This is a genomic window from Ameyamaea chiangmaiensis, from assembly GCF_013376175.1.
Lineage (GTDB): Bacteria > Pseudomonadota > Alphaproteobacteria > Acetobacterales > Acetobacteraceae > Ameyamaea > Ameyamaea chiangmaiensis.
Genome location: NZ_JABXXR010000040.1, coordinates 1 through 20272, shown reverse-complemented (window position 1 = coordinate 20272; position 20272 = coordinate 1). Strand labels below are relative to the sequence as shown.

18 protein-coding genes and 1 tRNA gene are annotated in these 20272 nt (G+C 64.0%); 15 read left to right on the top strand and 4 right to left on the bottom strand.

Going from position 1 to position 20272, the window contains the following annotated elements; all coding sequences use genetic code 11:
• The 10 genes from HUK82_RS07370 to HUK82_RS07325 all read left to right on the top strand — a co-directional run.
• Positions 1-379: c-type cytochrome (locus HUK82_RS07370; RefSeq protein WP_176613348.1), on the top strand; the 379-nt coding region annotated here is incomplete at its 5' end.
• Between the two features lies 1 nt (position 380).
• A complete protein-coding gene (locus HUK82_RS07365) occupies positions 381-1676 on the top strand; it encodes a solute carrier family 23 protein (RefSeq protein WP_176613347.1) in 1296 nt (431 codons plus the stop codon).
• Positions 1673-2707 carry a 2,5-dihydroxypyridine 5,6-dioxygenase gene (locus tag HUK82_RS07360; protein ID WP_176613346.1) on the top strand — a complete coding sequence of 345 codons (1035 nt, stop codon included), beginning with the start codon at positions 1673-1675 and terminating at the stop codon, positions 2705-2707. The genes HUK82_RS07365 and HUK82_RS07360 overlap by 4 nt, the downstream gene beginning before the upstream one ends.
• Before the next feature lie 4 nt (positions 2708-2711).
• Positions 2712-3347: an isochorismatase family protein gene (locus tag HUK82_RS07355; RefSeq protein WP_176613345.1), complete on the top strand. Its 636-nt coding sequence runs from the start codon at positions 2712-2714 to the stop codon at positions 3345-3347.
• A 69-nt stretch (positions 3348-3416) separates the two neighbouring features.
• Positions 3417-4118: a maleate cis-trans isomerase family protein gene (locus tag HUK82_RS07350; RefSeq protein WP_176613349.1), complete on the top strand. Its 702-nt coding sequence runs from the start codon at positions 3417-3419 to the stop codon at positions 4116-4118.
• Between the two features lie 11 nt (positions 4119-4129).
• The gene (locus HUK82_RS07345; RefSeq protein WP_176613344.1) at positions 4130-4921 is read left to right on the top strand and encodes an alpha/beta fold hydrolase; all 792 of its coding nucleotides are present in this window, start codon (positions 4130-4132) and stop codon (positions 4919-4921) included.
• A gap of 203 nt (positions 4922-5124) precedes the next feature.
• A complete protein-coding gene (locus HUK82_RS07340) occupies positions 5125-7518 on the top strand; it encodes a TonB-dependent receptor (RefSeq protein ID WP_176613343.1) in 2394 nt (797 codons plus the stop codon).
• Between the two features lie 44 nt (positions 7519-7562).
• Positions 7563-9176, top strand: a complete 1614-nt coding sequence (locus HUK82_RS07335) for a GMC family oxidoreductase (protein WP_176613342.1) — start codon at positions 7563-7565, stop codon at positions 9174-9176.
• Positions 9177-9216: 40 nt separating this feature from the next.
• A complete protein-coding gene (locus HUK82_RS07330; RefSeq protein ID WP_176613341.1) occupies positions 9217-10704 on the top strand; it encodes an aldehyde dehydrogenase family protein in 1488 nt (495 codons plus the stop codon).
• A gap of 20 nt (positions 10705-10724) precedes the next feature.
• The gene (locus tag HUK82_RS07325) at positions 10725-12497 is read left to right on the top strand and encodes a tannase/feruloyl esterase family alpha/beta hydrolase (protein ID WP_176613340.1); all 1773 of its coding nucleotides are present in this window, start codon (positions 10725-10727) and stop codon (positions 12495-12497) included.
• Positions 12498-13111: 614 nt separating this feature from the next.
• On the opposite strand, the gene HUK82_RS07320 is transcribed toward HUK82_RS07325, so the two are convergent.
• Entirely contained in the window at positions 13112-13882 is a 771-nt protein-coding gene (locus tag HUK82_RS07320; protein ID WP_176613339.1) for a LysR substrate-binding domain-containing protein, read from the bottom strand.
• Between the two features lie 299 nt (positions 13883-14181).
• On the opposite strand from HUK82_RS07320, the gene HUK82_RS07315 reads away from it, so the two are divergent.
• Positions 14182-14352, top strand: a complete 171-nt coding sequence (locus HUK82_RS07315; protein ID WP_176613338.1) for a hypothetical protein — start codon at positions 14182-14184, stop codon at positions 14350-14352.
• Between the two features lie 269 nt (positions 14353-14621).
• On the opposite strand, the gene HUK82_RS07310 is transcribed toward HUK82_RS07315, so the two are convergent.
• Together HUK82_RS07310 and dksA are read right to left on the bottom strand one after the other, a co-directional pair.
• Positions 14622-14696: transfer RNA gene (locus HUK82_RS07310), tRNA-Thr, on the bottom strand.
• A 92-nt stretch (positions 14697-14788) separates the two neighbouring features.
• Positions 14789-15202 (bottom strand): RNA polymerase-binding protein DksA, encoded by a 414-nt coding sequence (gene dksA, locus HUK82_RS07305; RefSeq protein ID WP_176613337.1) that lies wholly within the window; start codon positions 15200-15202, stop codon positions 14789-14791.
• Positions 15203-15457: 255 nt separating this feature from the next.
• On the opposite strand from dksA, the gene HUK82_RS07300 reads away from it, so the two are divergent.
• The 4 genes from HUK82_RS07300 to HUK82_RS07285 all read left to right on the top strand — a co-directional run bounded on the left by HUK82_RS07300 (position 15458) and on the right by HUK82_RS07285 (position 18207).
• A complete protein-coding gene (locus tag HUK82_RS07300; protein ID WP_176613336.1) occupies positions 15458-16576 on the top strand; it encodes a flagellar basal body P-ring protein FlgI in 1119 nt (372 codons plus the stop codon).
• Positions 16573-16881: a rod-binding protein gene (locus tag HUK82_RS07295; protein WP_176613335.1), complete on the top strand. Its 309-nt coding sequence runs from the start codon at positions 16573-16575 to the stop codon at positions 16879-16881. The genes HUK82_RS07300 and HUK82_RS07295 overlap by 4 nt, the downstream gene beginning before the upstream one ends.
• The gene (locus tag HUK82_RS07290) at positions 16881-17273 is read left to right on the top strand and encodes a hypothetical protein (RefSeq protein ID WP_176613334.1); all 393 of its coding nucleotides are present in this window, start codon (positions 16881-16883) and stop codon (positions 17271-17273) included. The genes HUK82_RS07295 and HUK82_RS07290 overlap by 1 nt, the downstream gene beginning before the upstream one ends.
• A gap of 247 nt (positions 17274-17520) precedes the next feature.
• Positions 17521-18207 (top strand): hypothetical protein, encoded by a 687-nt coding sequence (locus tag HUK82_RS07285; protein ID WP_176613333.1) that lies wholly within the window; start codon positions 17521-17523, stop codon positions 18205-18207.
• 116 nt (positions 18208-18323) lie between these two features.
• On the opposite strand, the gene HUK82_RS07280 is transcribed toward HUK82_RS07285, so the two are convergent.
• Positions 18324-20272: M16 family metallopeptidase (locus tag HUK82_RS07280; RefSeq protein ID WP_176613332.1), on the bottom strand; the 1949-nt coding region annotated here is incomplete at its 5' end.

The window sequence follows — 20272 nt, the reverse complement described above, 5'->3', positions numbered from 1 at the left end:
CGTCAGCGCCTCGGCCCTGGCGCGTCGGGCCGAGGCCGCCCTGCGCGAGCCCGCCGGAGCGCGCATTTTCGCGGGAAGCTGCGCGTCCTGTCATGAGGGCGCGGCGCGGCATATGGACGGCAACCGGCCTGACCTGGCCCTGAACAGCAATGTGCAGGACGCGCGGCCCGACAACGTGATCCACGCGATCCTGAATGGCGCGGGCTATGCCGGCGAGCGCGGACGTGGCGAAATGCCGGGCTTCCGGGGCGTTCTGGACGACGAACAGATCGCGTCGCTGCTGCGGTATCTGCGCGTGGTCAACGCGCCGGGGCGTCCGGCGTGGGACGGCCTGACCGAGCGTATCGGGACGCTGCGCGCCGAGCATGGAGGGCGGTGACATGGGCCGATGGTTTCCAGTCTGGCGACGGGCCGACGGTCATGGTGCGGTCGCGGTGGACGAACATCCCGGCGGCTGGCAGAGTCTGGCCATGGGTGGTCAGCACCTGATGGCCATGACCGGCTCCAATGTCATCGGGCCGTTGCTGATGGGGTTCGATCCCAATGTCGCCCTGCTGTGTTCGGGGCTGGGGACGCTGCTGTTCTTCGTCGTGACCGCAGGGCGCGTGCCCAGCTATCTGGGGTCGAGCTTTTCCTTCATCACGCTGGCCGTGGCTCTGACGGGCTACTCGGGGCACGGGCCCAATCCCGATATCGGGCTGGCCTGCGGCGGCATCTTCGCCGCCGGCGTGCTGTATGCGTTGATCGGCCTGGTCGTTATCGTCACGGGTGCGGGCTGGATCGAGCGGCTGATGCCGCCGGCCGTGACGGGCGCGATCGGGGCGGCGATCGGGCTGAACCTTGCGCCCGTGGCCACGCGTGGGCTGGGGCATGGCGACATGGGAACGGTCTGCGGCCTGTTTGCGCTGCTGTGCATGGCGGGGTTCGCCATCCATCGCAGCGTGGTGGTGCGGCGCCTGTCGATCCTGCTGGCGCTGGTGCTGTCCAGTGCCCTCTACGTCGTGATTGCGAATGGACTTGCGCTGGCCCCTGCGGTCGATTTTGCCGCCATAGGGCAGGCGCCGCTGCTGGGGCTGCCGCATTTCGCCACCCCCCGGTTCGCGCCCGGCGCGATGATATTCATGGCGCCCGTGGCCATCGTGCTGGTGGCGGAAAATCTCGGCCATCTGAAGGCGATCGGCGCCATGGCGGGGGCGCCGCTGGACCGTCTGGCCGGGCGCGCCTTCCTGGGCGACGGACTGGCCACGATGCTGGCGGCGTCCCTGGGCGGCACGGGGGTGACGACCTATGTCGAGAATCTGGGCGTCATGGCCGTCTCGCGCGTCTATTCCACGCTGGTGTTTGCCGTGGCGGGCGGCCTTGCGGTTCTGCTGAGCTTCTCTCCGCTGTTCGGGGCGCTTCTGGCGGCCATCCCGGCCCCGGTGGTGGGCGGTCTGGCGCTCGGCCTGTTCGGGCTGATCGCGGCGACGATGGTCCGGGTCTGGATCGAGAGCCGCGTCGATTTTTCCACGCCCGCCACCTTGTTCCCGGTGGGTGTCGCACTGGTCGCCGGGGCGGGCGATTTCACCGTGCAGATCGGCGGCATCACGCTGGGCGGCATCGTCACCGCCAGTCTTGCCGCCATTATCCTCAACCGTATTCTGGCGCCGCGTGCCGCCAGGGAGACCACCCGATGAGCGTGAGTGATTACGAACTGGTCCAGTCGTGGAGCCAGGTGCTGGACCTGTGCAAGCTTGCGGCCGGACAGACGGTCACGCTGCTGACGTCGGCCGACACCAACGCACAGACCCTGCGCTGCGCCATCCTGGCGGTGCGTCAGAAGGGGGCGATCGCCAACCGGCTCGACCTGCAACCGGTCAATGGCGGTGTGTCTCTGTCACGCGATCCGCTGGCCTATGTGGGCACGACGCCGCTGACCGGTAATCGCGCGGCCGTCGAGATGCTCAAGGCGAGCGATCTGGTGCTCGATCTGATGACGCTGCTGTTTTCGGCGGAACAGCACGAGATCCTGGCTGCGGGCGGCCGTATCCTGCTGGCGGTGGAGCCGCCGGAGATTCTAGTGCGCATGACGCCGACGATGGAGGACCGGACACGCGTCCTGGCCGCCTCGGCCAGATTGCAAGCGGCGAAGACGATGCACGTTACCTCGGCCGCGGGCACAGACGCGACCTTCGCGCTGGGGGATTACCCGATGCTGGAGGAGTACGGTTTCGTCGACGCGCCGGGGCGCTGGGACCACTGGCCGAGCGGCTTTCTGGCGACATGGTCGAACGAGGGGTCGGCCGAGGGTACGATCGTGCTGGCACCGGGCGACATCCTGCTGCCGCAGAAATCCTATGTCACCGCACCGATCACCCTGCGTCTGGCGGGCGGGTATGTCCGCGCGATCGAGGGCGGCTACGAGGCCGGACATCTGCGCGACTACATGCAAAGCTTCGGCGATCCGGAGGTCTATGCCGTCTCGCATATCGGCTGGGGCCTGCAGCGGCGCGCGCACTGGTCGGTGATGGGATTCTACGACCGCGAGGCGACGATCGGCATGGACCCGCGTGCCTGTGCCGGCAATTTCCTGTGGTCCACGGGACCGAACAACGAGGCCGGCGGCACGCGCGACGCGGCCTGCCACATCGATATCCCGATGCGTGGCTGCACGGTGCGGCTGGACGGCGAGGCCGTGGTGACCGACGGCACTCTGGTGGAGGAGTAAGGCGATGGACACGGACCTGCAACGTGACGAGGCGCGCTACAAGGCGCAGGGGTTTGGCAACGAGATGGGGATCGTCGGAAAGGTCGGCCTGCTGCTTGTCGATTTCGTCAACGGTTTTGCCGATCCGCAGGCGTTTGGCGGCGGCAATATTCCCCAGGCCATCGCGCGCTCGACGACATTGCTGGCCCACGCGCGCCGTCTGGGCTGGGCGGTCGCCCATACACGCATCGTGTTTGCCGATGATGGCGCCGACGCGAACATCTTCTCGCTGAAGGTGCCGACCATGCTGGGCCTGACCGAACATAACCCGGCGTCGGCCATCGTGGCGGAACTGGCGCCCGAGCCGGGGGAGTATGTCGTGCGCAAGACGGTGCCGTCGGCATTCTCCGGCACGCCGCTGGCGGCATGGTTCGTCACCCACGGGGTGCAGACCGTTGTGGTCGCGGGCTGCGTCACCTCGGGCTGTGTGCGCGCCAGTGTGCTGGACGCGATGCAGGCCGGCTTCCGCCCGGTTGTGGTGTCGGATTGCGTGGGCGACCGCGCGATCGGCCCGCATGAGGCCAACCTGTTCGATATGGCGCAGAAATGCGGCGACGTCCTGGATCTGGATACGCTGCTGTCGCGCCTGCCCAATCACTGAGTCGGAGTGCCCAGAGTGACCAAGACCCTTTACCGCATCGGCCAGATCGTCCCCAGCTCCAATGTGACGATGGAAACCGAAATTCCCGCGATGCTGGCCGCGCGCCAGCTTGTGCGGCCCGAGCGTTTTCTGTTTCATTCCAGTCGCATGCGCATGAAGACGGTTAGTAAGGACGAACTGGCGGCCATGGACGCGGAATCCGACCGGTGCGCGCTGGAACTGAGCGATGCGCGGGTGGACGTGATGGGCTATGCCTGTCTGGTGGCGATCATGGCGATGGGCCTTGGGTATCACCGGCGTTCCGAAGCCCGCCTTCATGAGCGCACGGCCGGGAACGGCGCCCCGACACCGATCGTGACCAGCGCGGGCGCGCTGGTGGATGGTCTGAAGGTGATGGGCGCGCGAAAGATCGTGATCGTGGCGCCTTACATGAAGCCGCTGACGAAACTCGTCGTCGACTACATTGCCTCCGAAGGGTATGAGGTCATCGATCACGTTGCGCTGGAGATTTCGGACAATCTGAATGTCGCGGCCCATGACCCGGAACGGCTTCCGGGCATCGTGCAAGGTCTTAACTACAAGGATGCGGACGTCATTGTTCTGTCGGCATGCGTGCAGATGCCGTCGTTGCCGGTCGTGGCCAAGGTTGAGGCACTGACCGGAAAACCGGTCCTGACCGCCGCCGTCGCCACGACCTATGCCATGCTGCGCGCCCTGGGACTGGAGGCCGTGGCCCCCGGTGCCGGTGCCCTTCTGTCCGGCGCCTATTGAGGAGAGACATCATGCCTAAAAGCCGCTTTCTGTATGGTGGGAACATCCATGCGAACGGGATCCGTCAGCACTATCTTCGCTATGGCGGTGAAGGGCAGCCGTTGGTGCTGGTCCCCGGAATCACCAGCCCGGCGATCACATGGGGCTTCGTGGCCGAAGAACTGGCGCGCACGTTTGACGTGTATGTGATCGATGTGCGGGGCCGGGGTCTGTCGTCGACAGGCCCTGATCTTGACTACGATCTTGACAGCTATGCAGCCGACGTCCGGGGCTTCATCGATGGCCTGGCGCTGAACGACGTGGCCCTTGTCGGCCATTCCATGGGCGCCCGGATCGTGATCCGCATGGCCAGAACCAATGACGACCGACTGGGTCGCCTCATTCTCGTCGATCCGCCGGTCAGCGGGCCGGGGCGACGGGCCTACCCGGCAAAACTGGAGTGGTACACGGACTCGATCCGTCGCGCGCGCATGGGCATGACGGCCGAGGACATGCGGACATTCTGTCCGACCTGGACGGAGGAGCAGCGTACCCTGCGGGCCGAGTGGCTGCACACCTGCGACGAACTGGCGACCAGGATCACGTTCGAAAAATTCCACACCGAAGATATTCATCAGGATCTTCCGCATCTGCAGCGCCCCACGACGCTGGTTGTCGCGACGCGTGGAGGTGTCATCTTGCCGGAAGACGAGGCAGAGATCCTGTCCCTCAATCCATCCATCGTCGTGACGCACGTGCCCGACGCCGGTCACATGATTCCGTGGGATAATCTCGCAGGATTCATGGATGCTATCGTACCATGACGCAGCAAAACAAATGTCGCGTATACGTAATATATATGTTGCATACATGGAATGTTCCCGGTAGCTTGACACCGATGAGAATAACTGCGCGGTGAACGCGCTGTTCATGTCCGCCTGTGGATCAGGGATACTCTGACCATGATAGGGCCTGAATTTGATCTGTCTTGACTCGATGTCAACGCATGCCCCCTGGGAGCTTCAGGATGAAGAAGATTACTCTGCTGACCAGCGTCGTGCTGATGAGCGGCGCATCGATTAATGGCGTATACGCGTCTTCTGTGCCGATCCAGCACGGTAAGGTCCGGCCCTCGAAGAAGGCGCATGGATCATCCCAGTCGGCTTCGGCCCCGGTCACGGTCGCTTCACCGGTGGCGACGCCTCCGCGTGCCGTTGCCGCCGTCGCGCCTCGTCCCGAAGAGATGAGCGTCGTCGGGCACGGGTCGACGCGCCAGATCCAGACCATGACGGCATCGATGATGGCGCAGTCAGTCCCTGGCACCAATCCGTTGAAACTTCTGGGCGCCATGCCTGCGATTGCCTACAATTCGGCCGATCCGCTGGGCATTGATCTTTGGTCGCAGAGTTTTCTTATGCGTGGCTTTTCACAGGATCAGCTTGGTTTCACGCTCGATGGCATTCCGCTTGGCCTTCAAAGTTACGGTAGTGCGCAGGGCCTGAACGTGGTGAATGCCATTTCGCAGATGAATATCAAGAAGGTCGACGTTTCGCAGGGAGCAGGCGCGGTTGATGTGCCATCTTCCAGCAATCTCGGCGGTGTGGTGCAGTTTTATTCGATCGATCCGGCCGATAAGTTCGGCGGTAAAATTTCGCAGACATTTGGAAGTTACAATAGCTACCTGACGTTTGTGCGGATCGATAGCGGAAAGCTCAACCCGACAGGCACCAAGTTCTTCGTCTCCTACAGCCGGGGCGACGAGGAGAAATGGAAAGGCAGCGGAAACCAGTTCCTGCAACAGGTCAATGCGAAGCTGGTCCAGCCGTTTGGACACTCGACCAAACTGACGGCGTTTTTCGACTGGGATCAGGCTGTGGCGGACACCTACGGCGACACGTCGCTCGAAATCCTGCACAAGCTGGGGTCCCGGGTCGATTATTACTACCCGAACTACGGGGCCGCCTATCGCACCGCGCTCTACGCCAACGGTCTGCCCGGGGGCGCGCTTCCTGCCGGATACAGTAAACTGTCCGATCCCGCGGATGCGTCCTATTACGACGGCCCGGCGACCAGCCACGATTTTCTGGGGGGTGCGACGCTGGAATCCCAGCTTACGCATCGTCTGAACTGGAAAACCACGCTGTATGCGCAAGACAAGGCCTTCAATGCCTATTGGACCAATCCGTACGTGGCCTCGCCCAGCGGGGCGCCACTTGCGGAGCAAAATAATGGCAGCACGTCCCAGCGTGGCGGTTTCACGTCCAACCTCGTGTATTCGGTCGCCCGGAACAAAATCAATGTCGGCATCTGGTACGAGCATGGCGCGTATGAGCCGTTTTACACGTTCTACAACGAGCCGGTTCTTGGTGAGGGCGAGCCGCTGAATCCGAGAAACGGTACGCCGGCGCCGTTCGCTGAGGCCTGGCGCCTGCATTACGTCAATAATACCGTCCAGACGCATATTCAAGACACGATCACCGTCCTGCCAAATCTGCGTATCAACGCGGGCTTCCGATCGCTGATGTTCAAGGGCACAAGCAGTGTCGTCGAAAATAACCCTCTCTATTCGGGTGGTACGCCGGCTTCGGGCTCTCTGAGCAACAATGCCGCGTTCCTGCCGCAGTTCAGCATCAATTATCAGATCGCCCATGGGCATGAGGTGTTCTTCGATTTTTCCAAAAACATGCGCGTCTTCCCCGAGGCCGGGTACAGTCAGGCGTCTCCCTGGGGATCAGCAAGCCAGGAAATCTTCAACGCGGAAAAGAACACTCTCAAACCCGAGACGGATTACGTGTTCGAGGGTGGATATCGGTATAATTCGCCGATCATGACCGCGTTGCTGACGCTCTATCACACTGATTTTCACAACCGCCTCGCCACGGTCACGGAAGGTAACCTCGTCAGTATCCAGTCCCTGCTGCGCAATGTGGGCGATGTCGACATGAACGGCGTGGACGGCACATTGACCCTGCGTCCTGTCGAGGGCCTGAGCCTGACGAACAGCATCAGCTACAACAGTTCGAAATACGGATCGAACCTGACGGAAGATGGTGCTGTTTATAATCTCAAGGGAAAGCAGGAAGTCAATTATCCCAAGCTGATGTACAAGGCGAACCTGTCGTATGAATACAAGGGTGCGTTCGCCCATATCGATGTGACCTACATGAGCAAGCGCTTTCTCAGCTACACGAATGACACGCACGTTCCCGGATACTGGCTCGCCAATCTCGGGGCGGGATACCATATCGGCAATGCGGGTTTTCTGAAGAATATCACGGCATCGTTTAACGTGTATAACTTGTTCAACACGGTGTACGTGTCCAACATGGGCGAAGATGGCAATCCCCTTTCGGGCGATTACCAGTCGATGCAGATCGGTGCGCCGCGTGAGTTCTTCGGCACCGTCAGCGCGGGTTTCTGAAGAGGCTCTCGTCGGGCTGCCTACGGTGAAGGGGAGTACCATCCATGGTCACGCATGACATCACGGCGTTGCGGACGGTACCGGATGGCCGCAGTGTGCTGCGGGCTTATGACTTCGTCGTCTGTGGCGGCGGCACGGCGGGTTGTGTCGTCGCCCGTCGTCTGGCCGAGGATGGAAGGGCGACCGTGCTTCTTCTTGAGGCGGGCGGAAGTCACCACGTGCCGGCGATCATGGATTCCACGCAGTGGATGTGGAATATTGGCACCGAGCGCGACTGGGGTTTCGTGTCCGAGCCGTCGGCCGGGTTGAATGGCCGCACCCCGCCTATGCCGATGGGCCGCGCCCTCGGCGGTGGCTCGTCGATCAACGGGCAGGTCTGGGCGCGCGGGCACCGGAACGATTTCGACACGTGGGCAAGCGTGACCGGCGATGCGTCCTGGTCTTACGACAGGGTGCTGGAGATCTACCGCCGGATCGAAAACTGGCATGGCAGGCCTGACCCGCGGCGCGGGATAGGTGGACCCGTGGACATCACGTTGCCGGACAATCCGATCCCGCTTGTCCAGGCCCTGATCGAATCCGCCGACGGGCGAGGCATTCCGTTTGCCGACGATCTCAATACCGACCCCATGGAGGGCGGCGGTGGGTGTGGGCTGCCCAATGTTCTTGTGCGCAATGGCGTGGAACGCGTTTCGATGGCCACGGCGTATCTCGATCCTGTCGCGCACAGGCCAAACCTCCACGTGCTGCTCGGGGCGGAGGTCGAGCGGATCGAACTGCGCGGCTCGCGTGTCGGCTCCGTCGTTTTCCGCCGCTTCGGGCAACGGTATGCGGTCGAGGTCAGGCGCGAGGCGATCGTGAGCCTGGGCGCGATCAATACGCCCAAGGCCCTGATGCTGTCGGGGATCGGCGATCCCGCGGAACTCGCCGCGCATGGCATTCCCTGCCGCCATGCGTTGCGCGGTGTCGGGGCGAATTTTCAGGACCATATCCTTCTGGGCGGCTGTATCTGGGAATACGAAGTCCCCGAGCCTCCGCGCAACAATGCGGCCGAGTTTGCTTTCTTCTGCAAAAGCGATCCGTCATTGCCCACGCCCGATCTGATGCCGGTTCTGGAGGAGTGTCCCTTCGCCAGTGACGTGACGGCCCGTCAGTTCGATCTGCCTGTGGGCGCCGCCTCGGCCTGGACCCTCGCACCCGGCCTGGCACGCCCGAAAAGTCGCGGACGGGTTCGGTTGCGTGGTGCGGATCCTGCGCTGGTTCCGGTGATCGACGCGAATTTCCTGAGCGATCCTGACGATGTCCGGGCGCTGGTCCGTGGGGTGGAGATCTGCCGCGAGATCGGGAATGATCCGCGCCTGGCCGGCTTTCGCCGCCGGGAGGTGATGCCGGGTGCATTGCACGGCGCGGCGCTGGAAACGTTCGTGCGCAATGCGTCCGGGACATATTTTCATCAAAGCGGGACGGCTAGAATGGGGCGCCCGGACGATCTGCTGGCGGTCGTCGACCCGACGCTCAGGGTCCTTGGCATCGAAGGGCTTCGCATCGCGGATGCGTCGATCATGCCCGAGATTACCTCCGCCAACATCATGGCCCCGGTCGTGATGATCGCCGAGCGCGCGGGGGATTTCATTCGTAAGACGCACGGGCTCGGATGATACAGCGCAGCCGTGCCGTCAGTCTCTGGAGGCCGTCCTTATGACCCCCGCTTATTCCGATCGCCTGCGAACCTTTCTGGCGCGCAGCCATGGTCTTGTCATCGGGGCCGCATCATGTCCAGCGGCCACAGGCGGCCGGATCGATGTGGTCGATCCGGGAACCGGACAGGTCGTCAGTTCGATTGCAGCCGGCGACGCGGACGATATCGATCGCGCTGTGCGTGCCGCGCGCGAGGCATTCGACCACGGTCCGTGGAGCCGCTTGACGCCAATCGAACGGTCGAGGCTTCTGTTCCGTTTCGCGTCCGCGCTTGAAGAGCACGCCGACGAACTGGCGGACATCGAAGCGGTCGATGCCGGCAAACCGTGGGCTTACGCGCGCCACGCCGATCTGGCTTTGGCGTGCAACACGTATCACTATATGGCGGGGTGGGCGACCAAGATCACCGGAGAGGCGCCCCCGGTGGCGGGTCATGCCGACATGCTGGCGTACTCGATCCGCGAGCCGGTCGGGGTCGCGGGGTTGATCGTGCCCTGGAATTTTCCCATGGTCCTGCTGGCCTACAAACTGGCGCCGGCGCTGGCGGCGGGCTGCACCGTCGTGGTCAAGCCCGCCGAGGACACGTCGCTCAGCACACTGCGGCTTGCGGAGATTGCGCTCGATGCCGGTATCCCACCCGGTGTGATCAATGTCGTGACGGGCTATGGCAGCGTTGCCGGCGCGGCGCTTGCGGCACATCCGGATGTGGACAAACTGGCGTTCACCGGCTCCACCGCGATCGGGCGTGACGTGGCCTGTGCCGCCGCCCGCAGCAATCTCAAGCGCGTGACACTTGAACTGGGTGGCAAGTCGCCGATGGTCGTCTTGCCGGATGTGGATATCGATCGGCTGGTTGCCGGTGTCATGCGCGGGATCTTTTTCCATCAGGGGCAGGTCTGCACTGCGGGATCGCGGCTTTACCTTCCGGCCTCCCGGCATGACCGTATCGTGGCGGCCCTTGCCGAAGCGGCGGTCGGCCTGACGATGGGGCACCCTTTGCAACCCGATGTGGCATTGGGGCCGCTTGTGTCTCGCCGTCAGCTCGACCGTGTGGCGGGGTATGTGGATCAGGCCCGCACGCAGGGGGCCGAGATTGTCGCTGGCGGAAAGGCACAGGCCGACGGCGGCTATTTCATGGAGGCGACGATCATCGCGGGCGCCGATCCTGCAATGGCGTGTGTGCGCGAGGAAATCTTCGGCCCGGTGCTGAGTGTGCTGCGGTACGAGGACGGTGCGCTGGACGACGTCTGTCGCGCTGCGAACGACAGCGAATATGGGCTGGCGGCCAGTCTCTGGACACAGGACCTCAGTCAGGCGCACCTGCTGGCGCGTCGCCTGAGGGCGGGAAATGTCTGGATCAACACACATAATCTTTTCGACCCCGTGCTGCCGTTTGGTGGCATGAAGCAGTCCGGCTGGGGGCGAGAGGGCGGCTTTGAGGCAATCCGTCTGTTCACCGAGGTGAAGTCGGTATGTGCCGCGCTGTGAGAGTGAGAGGAACCGGGTTCGTGCATCGAGTGGTCAAAAGCCTCACCGTCCTGCTTATCGGTCTTGCCGCAGCCCATGCGGCGCATGCGGCCTCGGCGTGCCGCCCCGACTCCTTGCAACGGGTCTTTGGCGCTGATGTGCGGCTGCACGCGATCGAGGACTGGGGCGCCAGTAATCTCGCGGCACCGAAGGATGGGGCCGAACAGCGCAGTGTGGCCGGCACCGACCTTTGTCTTGTCACCGGCGACATGGCGTTGGGTGAGGGACAGGATGATCGCGCGAATTTCGCCGGCGTTCTTCCGACGCACTGGAACGGCAAGATCCTTCAGGTCGGGTGCGGCGGAAATTGCGGCACGGTGTTCCTGGGGCCCGCGCCGCTGGGCTGGGTCAGCCGTGGCTATGCGGTCTGGGCCACCGATGACGGGCATGTGGCCCACTCCAGCCCGGCGCCGCGTCTGTGGTCTGTTTCGGAATCACGTTGGGCCGTCGACAAAGACGGTAAACCCGATCAGGCAAGGCAAACGGCATTTTTCTATCGCGCGGTCCACGGTCTCGCGGTGCAGGCGCGGCAATGGACGGCCGCGTTCTACGGAAACCGGCCTGAAACCGCGTATTTCGCCGGATGTTCGGACGGTGGACGCGAGGCCCTTGTCGAGGCGGAACGTTACCCGGATGATTTCGATGGTATCCTTGCCGGCGATCCGTATTTCGATATCGAGGGTGAGGCCCTGTCCGCCGCGGCGGGCGTGCTGGCGCAGATGCGCACGCCTGACGCGGCCTTGACCGACGAGCAGTGGCATCTGGCCGATCAGGTGATGACCGAACGCTGCGATGCGACGGACGGCGTGCGGGACGGGCTGATCCAGAACCCGGCCCGGTGCGATTTCATCGCCGAACGCGATCTTCCACGATGCGGTGCGGACGCGACGGGCGCCTGCTTCACAAAAGCGCAGGCGCAAAGCCTGGACATCGCGCTGTCGGCCATGACGGATTCAACCGGACACACCGTCTATCCGGGATATCCGTCATCCAATCTCGCCGATGGCGGCCCGATGGTCGACAACTTGCGCTACTGGCTGGGTTTCAGCACTGTGCCCGGCGGGTGGCGGGATGCGGCGTCGCAACCCCAAGCTTGGTATTATGGCAACCAGACACTGCGGTATCTCGGCGGTATCGATGACCCGGCGATCAGTTTTTCAGGCACCGAAGGCACCGCGCATGCCGTCGTGAAACACGAGGTCTTGGCAACACTCCAGAGCCGGGTCGCGGCCGGAGACGGGACGGATGAAAAGACGCTCGACGCCTTTCTGCGTGCCGGGCATCGGCTCGTCCTCTATCACGGGCTGGCGGACGGGGACATTACGCCCTATCGGACCTTGAACGTCTACCGCGCCCTGGCCCGTCGTCAGGGGGGGTATGCCCGGCTTCAGCAGCACGCGGTGCTGTTCGCCGTCCCAGGCATGGCCCATTGCGGCGGCGGTCCGGGCCCCAACACCTTTGGTCAGTCGGGTGCCGTGGCGGCAGAGGGCAAGCCTGATGGCGATGTCCTTTCCCTGCTCGACGTCTGGGTGCGAACGGGGCACAGGCCTGAACGTCTCGTGGCGAGTCATGCGGCCGATGGCATACCGACGAACCCGGTCGATCGTACCATGCCGCTCTGCCCCTTCCCCGCCATGGCACGCTATGTCGGCCATGGGGATGTCAATGACGCGGAGAACTGGCGCTGCGAACAGTCGGACCAGCGTATGCTGGCGTCCGGCCCGGCCGGCGTGAAAGCGGGTTATTCGCCCTGAGGGTTGAATCTCCGGGCGCGCATGGTTGACGTTCGGTGTTCCGCCGTGCCGGACCGACGCACGAACGTCATCCTTTTCGTGGAGCGGAAAGCTCGTGGAGCGCCGTCGTGCGACCGGCGGCCTGAGCCGGATGCTGACCGTTCGTCAGGGTCCTGTGCAGAACCGCAGGCACGCCGGCTTTCCTGAGGCGGCCGGCCGCGCCATGCCAGGGGGCCCAGGCGGAACGGCTATCGGGCGAAAGCGCCTGTCGCGGGTGTATCAGGAGGCAGGTGCGCGCTGGTCACCGGGAGCTTCGGTTGCACGGGTCGCTGTGGAAGGATCAAGACGCCGCGGTGTTGCTCAGTGGGCGGTGCGCTTGAATTCCTTCCCGGACCGGCGTCCTGAGGCAGGATCGGCGCGCAGTACCGTAACACACGGGCTGACCACGCCTGATATAAAAAGGCCCTCACACGACCGTAGTGCATGAAGGGAGGGGCACTCTCGGATGCATCGGCAATCATGCGCGCCTGTGGTCAAGTTGGTCGGTAGCGACAGGGTGTCTGTAGGACACAGGCCATTTCGCGCGATCGATGCCGAGATCGTCCGTATGCGACGGCGCGTGTCCGTGAATGCCTTCATACGGCGGCGTGGCATCGCAGAACGTCCAGCACACGTGACGCCACAGGCGGCAGCGCGCGATTGCGCGCGGTGAGAATGCCGTAGCTTGAGATGGAGACCTGATACGCGGTGTCGAGGATGGCAATTTGTCCGGTCTCCGCCTGCATATGTGCCATTGGCTGCGAAATGACGGCCGCGGCGTCGGAGCGGGCGGCGTATGACAACGTCATGAACAGGGAATCCGTGTTCAGGACACGCGTGGGCATCGCGCGCTTGTGCTCCTGCAACAGGTGCTCGACACCCTGCCGAAGGGACAAGCCCGTGCGTTGCAAGACCCACGGATACATCGCCAGAGTGTCGAGCGGGACGGAGCGTTGCCGGACTAACGGAAGGTCGGGCCGTGCGACGAAGGTCAGTCCCTCGTGCGCGATATCGAGATAGCTGTATCGGTCCGGGCGGGAGAGGCCCGGTGGTCGTCCGAGCATGATGTCAATCTCGCCCGTGCAGAGAGAGTCGAACAGGGTGGCGCTCGACACCGACAGTATGTCGATGTCGATCAACGGATGATCCGCCTGAATCTCCGCAATGGCGTCCGTCAGGATTGTGACCATGGGCGCGTCGATGACCCCGATCGCCACACGTCCTGCCCGCTCTTCGATCAGGGCGTTGTATTCATCGCCCGCACGGTCCCGCTCCGCCATTACGGTCAGCGCGCGACGCATGATGATCTCGCCACAGGGGTTGCGCACGAGGCGCTGCCCTTCCCGATCGAAGAGTGTCAGGCCCATCAAGCTTTCGGGATCGGCAAGCAGCCTGGACGCCGCAGGCTGCTACATGCCGATCGCATCCAGGGTTTCGTGACGCGACAGTTCGGCAAGCAACTGTATCTGGCGGATCTTTATGCGCCCGGTCACAAATCACAACGCGGGAAGGGACGTAAGGACAACACGCTCATATACCAGTTTCGATATGATTGAGCCGGTATATCATGACTGAACGCTTATGTCGTCGTGCGGCTACTGTCGGCGCCAGTCCAGAGGATCATCACAAAGAATACGGACGCTCATGAGCGCGTTGAGGTGGGCGATTGTCCCTGACCTGGACGCAGATCGATCTCGTGTCCGGCATCATCAATTCTGGCCGGGGGACCGGAAACAAGGGGAGGGCGATCGTGCCCATGATCCCCGAACTGCGCGCGGAAATGGCGCGGGCTGCCTCGATCCGAACGACCGACAATGTGATTGAATATCGCGGGTAGCCTGTGAAGAGCATCAAAACAGGGTTCAGGCGATCTGCGGAGAGGGCAAATCTCTGACATGTGACGCCTTACAGCCTGCAGCATACCTCCGTAACCTGGATGGACATGGTCGCGCGGTTCCTGAGCAACTCAGTCGTCATGATTGAGAAGGTCTACGGACACCATAGCCGGGAATGGCTCAGGAAAGCAGCAAGCGCCCTGAGAGGGTTTTCTGGTTCAGTTGAACCATAGAACTATTGCGGGGGCCAACCGTAAGTTATTGAAAAGACTGGTGCTGCTGGACAGGATTGAACTGTCGACCTCTCCCTTACCAAGGGAGTGCTCTACCACTGAGCTACAGCAGCAGGACCTGTGATGTCGTTGGGGGGTTCGTATCGCCTCAAGGCCGAGGAGGCAAGACCTTCTCTGGCCTCGAGGCAAAAAAATCGGAGGGCGATCAGTCGTCGCGGTGTATGCGTTCCATACGCTCGTGACGTTCCTGCGCCTCGATCGACAACGTCGCGATGGGGCGGGCCTCGAGGCGTTTAAGGCCGATCGGATCGCCGGTTTCCTCGCAAAAACCGTAGGACCCATTTTCGACGCGTTGAAGGGCGAGATTGATCTTGGCGATCAGCTTGCGGGCCCGATCGCGGGTGCGCAGTTCCAACGCACGATCGGTCTCGACCGAGGCGCGGTCCGTGATGTCGGCTTCGTGGATGCCACCTTCCGACAGACTGGCAAGCGTATCGTCGGCTTCCCTGAGCAGATCGGCGCGCCAGCGGAGAAGCTTCTGACGGAAATACTCGACCTGAAGAGGGCTCATGAACTCTTCATCGTCGGAAGGGCGATAGTCCGGGGGCAACGTGATCATGCGCAACAATCCTCAGGTGGCAGCGGCCCGGTCTGCCAAGGTTTTACGCGCGGGGTATAGACCCCGACGGATATCCCGCCAAGGGGAATATGACGCATATCGCCCGAGCGTCGCGCCGCAAACAGCGGGCGTTCCTGTCCTGTTCATGCGGCGAACGCCGCTTTTCGCACTGAAAGGCGACGAAAGACGTCCGTTGTTAAGATTTTGTTTCCTTGCGTGGGGCATGGTCGGGCCCGGATGAACCCGAGATGCGCGATGCCCAAAGTCCTGTCCTGTCTTGTGACGCTTCTGTTCTGTGTCGTCGCCATCGTGGCGGCGGTGCCGGCCGATGCCGCGCAGGTGCGGATCAAGGACATCACGGATATGGAAGGTGTCAGAAGCAACCAGCTGATCGGCTATGGCCTGGTCGTGGGCCTGACCGGCACCGGCGACCGCCTGACGAACACGATCTTCACGCGCGAGACCCTGATCAGCATGCTCAACCGGCTGGGCGTGAACATTCGGGCGCAGGAGACGCAGCTCCAGACCCACGATGTCGCCGCTGTCATGGTGACGGCGGACCTGCCGGCGTTTGCTCATGGTGGCAGTCGGATCGATGTCACCGTTTCCGCCGCAGGCGATGCAAGCTCCCTGACCGGCGGAACGCTTCTGGTGACGCCGTTGATGGCCGCCGACGGGGAAGTATACGCCGTCGCGCAGGGCTCGCTGGTCACGAATGCCTTCATCGCGACCGGGGCTGCCGCCACCATCACGCGCAACGTGCCGACCAATGGCCACATCGCAAATGGCGCGATCGTGGAGCGCGAGGTGCCGGTCGATCTCAGTCACCGCCGCACGATGTCGATCAGCCTGCGAAATCCCGATTTTACCACCGGCACGCGGATTGCCATGGCGATCAACCGTACCTTCGGCAGTGACACCGCGCACGTGCTTGATCCGAGGACGGTGATGTTGGACCTCGCCGGACAGGACCCCGTGGCGACCTTGTCACGTGTGGGCGACCTTCTGGTCACGCCCGACGCACCGGCCAAGGTGGTGGTGGACGAGGCCAGCGGTACGATCGTCATGGGGGATAATGTTCGCATCAGCACCGTCGCGATCGCGCAGGGCAATCTGACCATTCAGGTGACCGAGACACCAGAGGTTTCCCAGCCCGCGCCCTTTTCCAACGGAACGACGGCGGTTGTCCCAAGGACGACGATCAATGCGGACACAGGGGCGAAACGTCGTCTGGGTCTGCTGCCGTCGGGTGCTACTCTGCGGGATCTGGTGCGGGGAATGAACGCCCTGGGGGTCGGCCCCCGCGACATGATCAGTATTCTGCAGGCGATCAAGGCGGACGGGTCGCTGCAGGCGGATCTGGAGGTGCGATGAAAGCCGCCCCTGCCAACGTGCTCCCAGCGCTGTCGAGCCCGCTTCAGACCGATCGCACCCAGGCCCGGGACGCCAAGGCGTGGAAGGCGGCAACGGATTTCGAGGCCATGACCATCGACCAGATGATCCAGCCGATGTTCGACACCATTGACCACACCGACTCCGATTTCGATGGCGGCGTGGGGGAGCAGAGTTTTCGTCCGATGTTGATCGACGAGATGGCCAAGGAGATGGAGCGCGCGGGCGGTCTGGGGATGGCCGATACGCTGTACCGTCAGATGCTTGCCATGCAGGAGAAGAAGTAATGCCAGACGATCAGTTTCAGGACGCCATGGCGGATCTGCTGGACCTTCTGTCGACGGAGAACACGGCCCTTCGGGAAGGACGGGTCACGGACGCGACCGCCACGCTGGAGCGCAAGCGGGCTCTGATTGCTGTGGTCGAGGGCGCGCTTGCTGGTGTCGATGTCGACACGGTGCGCGCACAGCCGGGCAGCCGGGAGGATCTGGCCGCGCTCCGTGACGTGGCGGAGGACAATCGCCTTCTGCTGGAGGGCGCGATTGGCGTGCAGAAGGAAATACTGGCTCTCGTGGCGGCATTGCCGACGCGACAGGATTCGTACACCGCCAACGGCACCTATCGACGTCCGGGGACGGGAGGTGGTCGGGCGCCGTCGGGATTGTCGTCCAGCGTCTGAGGTGGCCGGGTGTCCCGCCGGACATCGGGCGCCCGTGGTCTGTGGGGCGTGCGCAGAATCGGCAACGGTCGTGTCGGGATCGCCAGCGCGCGAGGCGCCGCGACGGAGGCCGTAATTGGGGTGGAGGGTACGTCGCCGGGGACGCAGGACGTAGCATTGGGTGTCGATGGACCCCGGTCTGGTCGCTCCGGGCTGGTGTGGTAAAGTGGTGTCTTGATCCCGGTGATGCCGGAGCAGGAACACAGACATGATGCCGCTGATTTTTCCAGACTGGGTGCCGTGGTGGCTGCAACTCGCGCTGCTGCTGGGTGCGTTCCTGCTCGGCGTGGCGTTTCTTCTGATGCCGTTTGCGGTCTTCGGCGTCAAAGGACGTCTGGCGGAGGTCGAACTGGAACTGGGTGAGGTCAAGGCCGAGCTCAGGGTCATCGCCGCCCGGCTGGGAGCGTCTGAGGATCGCGGCGTTGCACCCGGGACGACACCTGTTAGCGGGCGGCCGGATACCGGGCCGACGCGTGAGGCGCGTCCGCGGCCCACGCGGTTCGAGCCGCCGCCACGTGCGGAGCCCCCGCCGCATACCTCCTTCGCCAGCGTTGCTCACGCTGTGCCGCCGCCGTCCGAGGCATGGGGCGCGCGGGGCGTTTACACGTCCCGTTCGAACTCGGGCGGGACACCTGAGACGCTTCCGTGGGGAACGACAGCGCCTGATCCGGTGCAGTATGAGCCGGTGCGACCGTGGGCCGACGCTCAGGACCGGGAGCCGCTGACCGACGGCCCCGGGACTTTTCAGGGTGCAGCGCCTCGGGCGCTGGCGGCCTTTCCGATCAGGGGGGAAAGCCGACTGCCGACCCAGCGTGCGGAGAGCGCGCCGGGTGGCCAGCCTGAACGGGATCGCAGCCGGGCCGAGCCGACATTACGCTGGCCGCCTCGCGGCTGACGGGCCGGGCTCGGGCAGCACACAGGTAAACATTCCCAAAGGGATGCTGGAGTGCCCCCACGGCAAGGCTGAAGAGCACCGTCAGCGTGCCTTTCGCCCTGGAGCCTCCCGCAGTGTCAGGGCGCTCCCGGCCCCTTTACCACAGTTGCCATATCGTCCGGCCGCATCCATCTGGCGAATGATTGCTGAATGGCGGCGGCCGAGGCTCCGTAATAGGCGCGCGCCGCGATCGCGGGCGTGTCCAGCGGCAGCCCGAGCGAGACGAGATACAGATATTCCGAGGAAATCGCGTCCAGACTTGCGCGACGCAGCGGTTGTCCGCGCAGCATGGTCGCTTTGGCCATCGCCAGCTCGGTGTCGGAGACCGGTTGCGTGCGCATCATGTCCAGGTCGTGCAGCGCGGCCTTGCGCGCGGCGTCGACCTTGTCCGGGTCCGCCCCGAACGAAATGCTGTAGCCGCCCCGGTGCCGGGCCCACGAATAGCGGCTGCTGACGGTATAGACATACCCGGTCCGCACCCGAAGATCCTGATAGAGACGCGCCGAAAAGCCGCCTCCCAGGATCTCGTTCCCCAGTTGGAGCATGAAATGATCCGGGTCGGCGGCGGTCAGGCCGACCGTCTCGGCCAGTATCACGGTGTCCTGCGTGGTGCCGGGGTCGGCGACATGCGCGACGGATGCACGGCTGTCCGGACGGCCCGGCAGGTCGACGACCGGCGTCGGCCCCTGCGCCGTCCAGCCGCCGAAGGCACGGGCCACGGCGGCGCGTGCCTGTCCGACCGTTATGTCACCCGCTACCACGATCGTCGTCAGGTCGGGGCGATACGCGGCGTGGTAATAGGCTTTCACGTCGGCCAGACGGGTGGCCATGATCGTCTGGGGCGTAGCCTGCCGCAGGGAGGGGTCATGCGGGGGGTTGAGCGCGGCGGTGATCGCGCGGCTGAACAGGTAGCCCGGGGACGTCAGTTCACCCGCCTGGGTCTGGGCCTGCTGCTGGCGGACCACGGTGAATGCGGCATCGGGGAAAGCAGGTGACAGTTCGTTTTCCGCCAGAAGGGCGAGTCCCTGGTCGAAATGATTGCTGAGAACGGAGAGGGAGAAATCGTCGCCCGCGCTTTCCTGCGCCGCGATATCGTCCAGCGCCTTCTGAAAGGCCAGCCGGTCATGGCGGGTGGTCCCGTAGCTGAACAGGCCATTGGTCAGGGCGGCTACGCCCTCCTGGCCTGGCGGCTCCTGAAGGTCGCTGTCCTGGCGGACTTGCCCGGTCACCACGACGGTGTGGCTGACATGCGACGGCACGACGATCAGGCGCAGGCCGTTCGGCAGGGTGGAGACGTCCGGGGCGGCAGACTCGGCGGGAAGGTCGAGACGTGCGAGCGCGCGCTCCGCCCAGTCGGGAAGTGCGACCTTGTGATCGGCGGCCGCGGCGAAGGACTCGGCGCCGCCGAAGCCTTTGTCCGACGGGGCCTTGCCGGAACGGTCAGGCGTCAGAACCGCGGTAACCGACTGTGCGGGATCGAGCATCCGTCTGGCCATGGCGTTGACAGCGTCGGGTGTGACCCGTGCGTAGGCCGCGGCGAGGTCGTCCAGAGAGTTCAGTCCCATCAGGGCGACGGCCTGCGACCAGTTTTCCGCCAGACCGGCAATCGAGTTCGCGCCGAATCCGATCTGGGCGATTTCCTTGCGCTTGGCCGCCTCGACCAGTTCCGCGGGCACCCCGTGCGCGCGGATCGCGGCCAACGTGGCTTTCATCTCGCCGATGAGGGGAGTGGGATCGCTGCCGGAGGGAAAGGCGCCGACGGCAATGCCGACGCCCGCGCGGGCCTTTTCGACCGGCTCGAAGCCCGCGAACAGCGCCTTGCCCTGCGGCACGAGTTGATAGAGCGCCCCGCGCCGGCTGGCGAGCACATCGGACAGGATGTCGGCCACGGCAAAATCGGGATCGCGCATGCCGGGCATCCGATAGGCCAGCGTGACGAGCCCGACCGGATAGTCGGTCGGCAGTGACAGGGTCTGCGCGGTCAGCGGGCCCGGGGTCACGGGCTGGCGCGCCGGCAGGGCATGGG

Excerpts from the sequence above, each read along its gene's own strand:
- HUK82_RS07365 (WP_176613347.1), top strand. The coding sequence starts at position 381 with ATGGGCCGATGGTTTCCAGTCTGGCGACGGGCCGACGGTCATGGTGCG.
- HUK82_RS07360 (WP_176613346.1), top strand. The coding sequence starts at position 1,673 with ATGAGCGTGAGTGATTACGAACTGGTCCAGTCGTGGAGCCAGGTGCTG.
- HUK82_RS07355 (WP_176613345.1), top strand. The coding sequence starts at position 2,712 with ATGGACACGGACCTGCAACGTGACGAGGCGCGCTACAAGGCGCAGGGG.
- HUK82_RS07350 (WP_176613349.1), top strand. The coding sequence starts at position 3,417 with ATGGAAACCGAAATTCCCGCGATGCTGGCCGCGCGCCAGCTTGTGCGG.
- HUK82_RS07345 (WP_176613344.1), top strand. The coding sequence starts at position 4,130 with ATGCCTAAAAGCCGCTTTCTGTATGGTGGGAACATCCATGCGAACGGG.
- HUK82_RS07340 (WP_176613343.1), top strand. The coding sequence starts at position 5,125 with ATGAAGAAGATTACTCTGCTGACCAGCGTCGTGCTGATGAGCGGCGCA.
- HUK82_RS07335 (WP_176613342.1), top strand. The coding sequence starts at position 7,563 with ATGGTCACGCATGACATCACGGCGTTGCGGACGGTACCGGATGGCCGC.
- HUK82_RS07330 (WP_176613341.1), top strand. The coding sequence starts at position 9,217 with ATGACCCCCGCTTATTCCGATCGCCTGCGAACCTTTCTGGCGCGCAGC.
- HUK82_RS07320 (WP_176613339.1), bottom strand. The coding sequence starts at position 13,882 with ATGGGCCTGACACTCTTCGATCGGGAAGGGCAGCGCCTCGTGCGCAAC.
- dksA (WP_176613337.1), bottom strand. The coding sequence starts at position 15,202 with ATGATCACGTTGCCCCCGGACTATCGCCCTTCCGACGATGAAGAGTTC.
- HUK82_RS07300 (WP_176613336.1), top strand. The coding sequence starts at position 15,458 with ATGCCCAAAGTCCTGTCCTGTCTTGTGACGCTTCTGTTCTGTGTCGTC.
- HUK82_RS07295 (WP_176613335.1), top strand. The coding sequence starts at position 16,573 with ATGAAAGCCGCCCCTGCCAACGTGCTCCCAGCGCTGTCGAGCCCGCTT.
- HUK82_RS07290 (WP_176613334.1), top strand. The coding sequence starts at position 16,881 with ATGCCAGACGATCAGTTTCAGGACGCCATGGCGGATCTGCTGGACCTT.
- HUK82_RS07285 (WP_176613333.1), top strand. The coding sequence starts at position 17,521 with ATGATGCCGCTGATTTTTCCAGACTGGGTGCCGTGGTGGCTGCAACTC.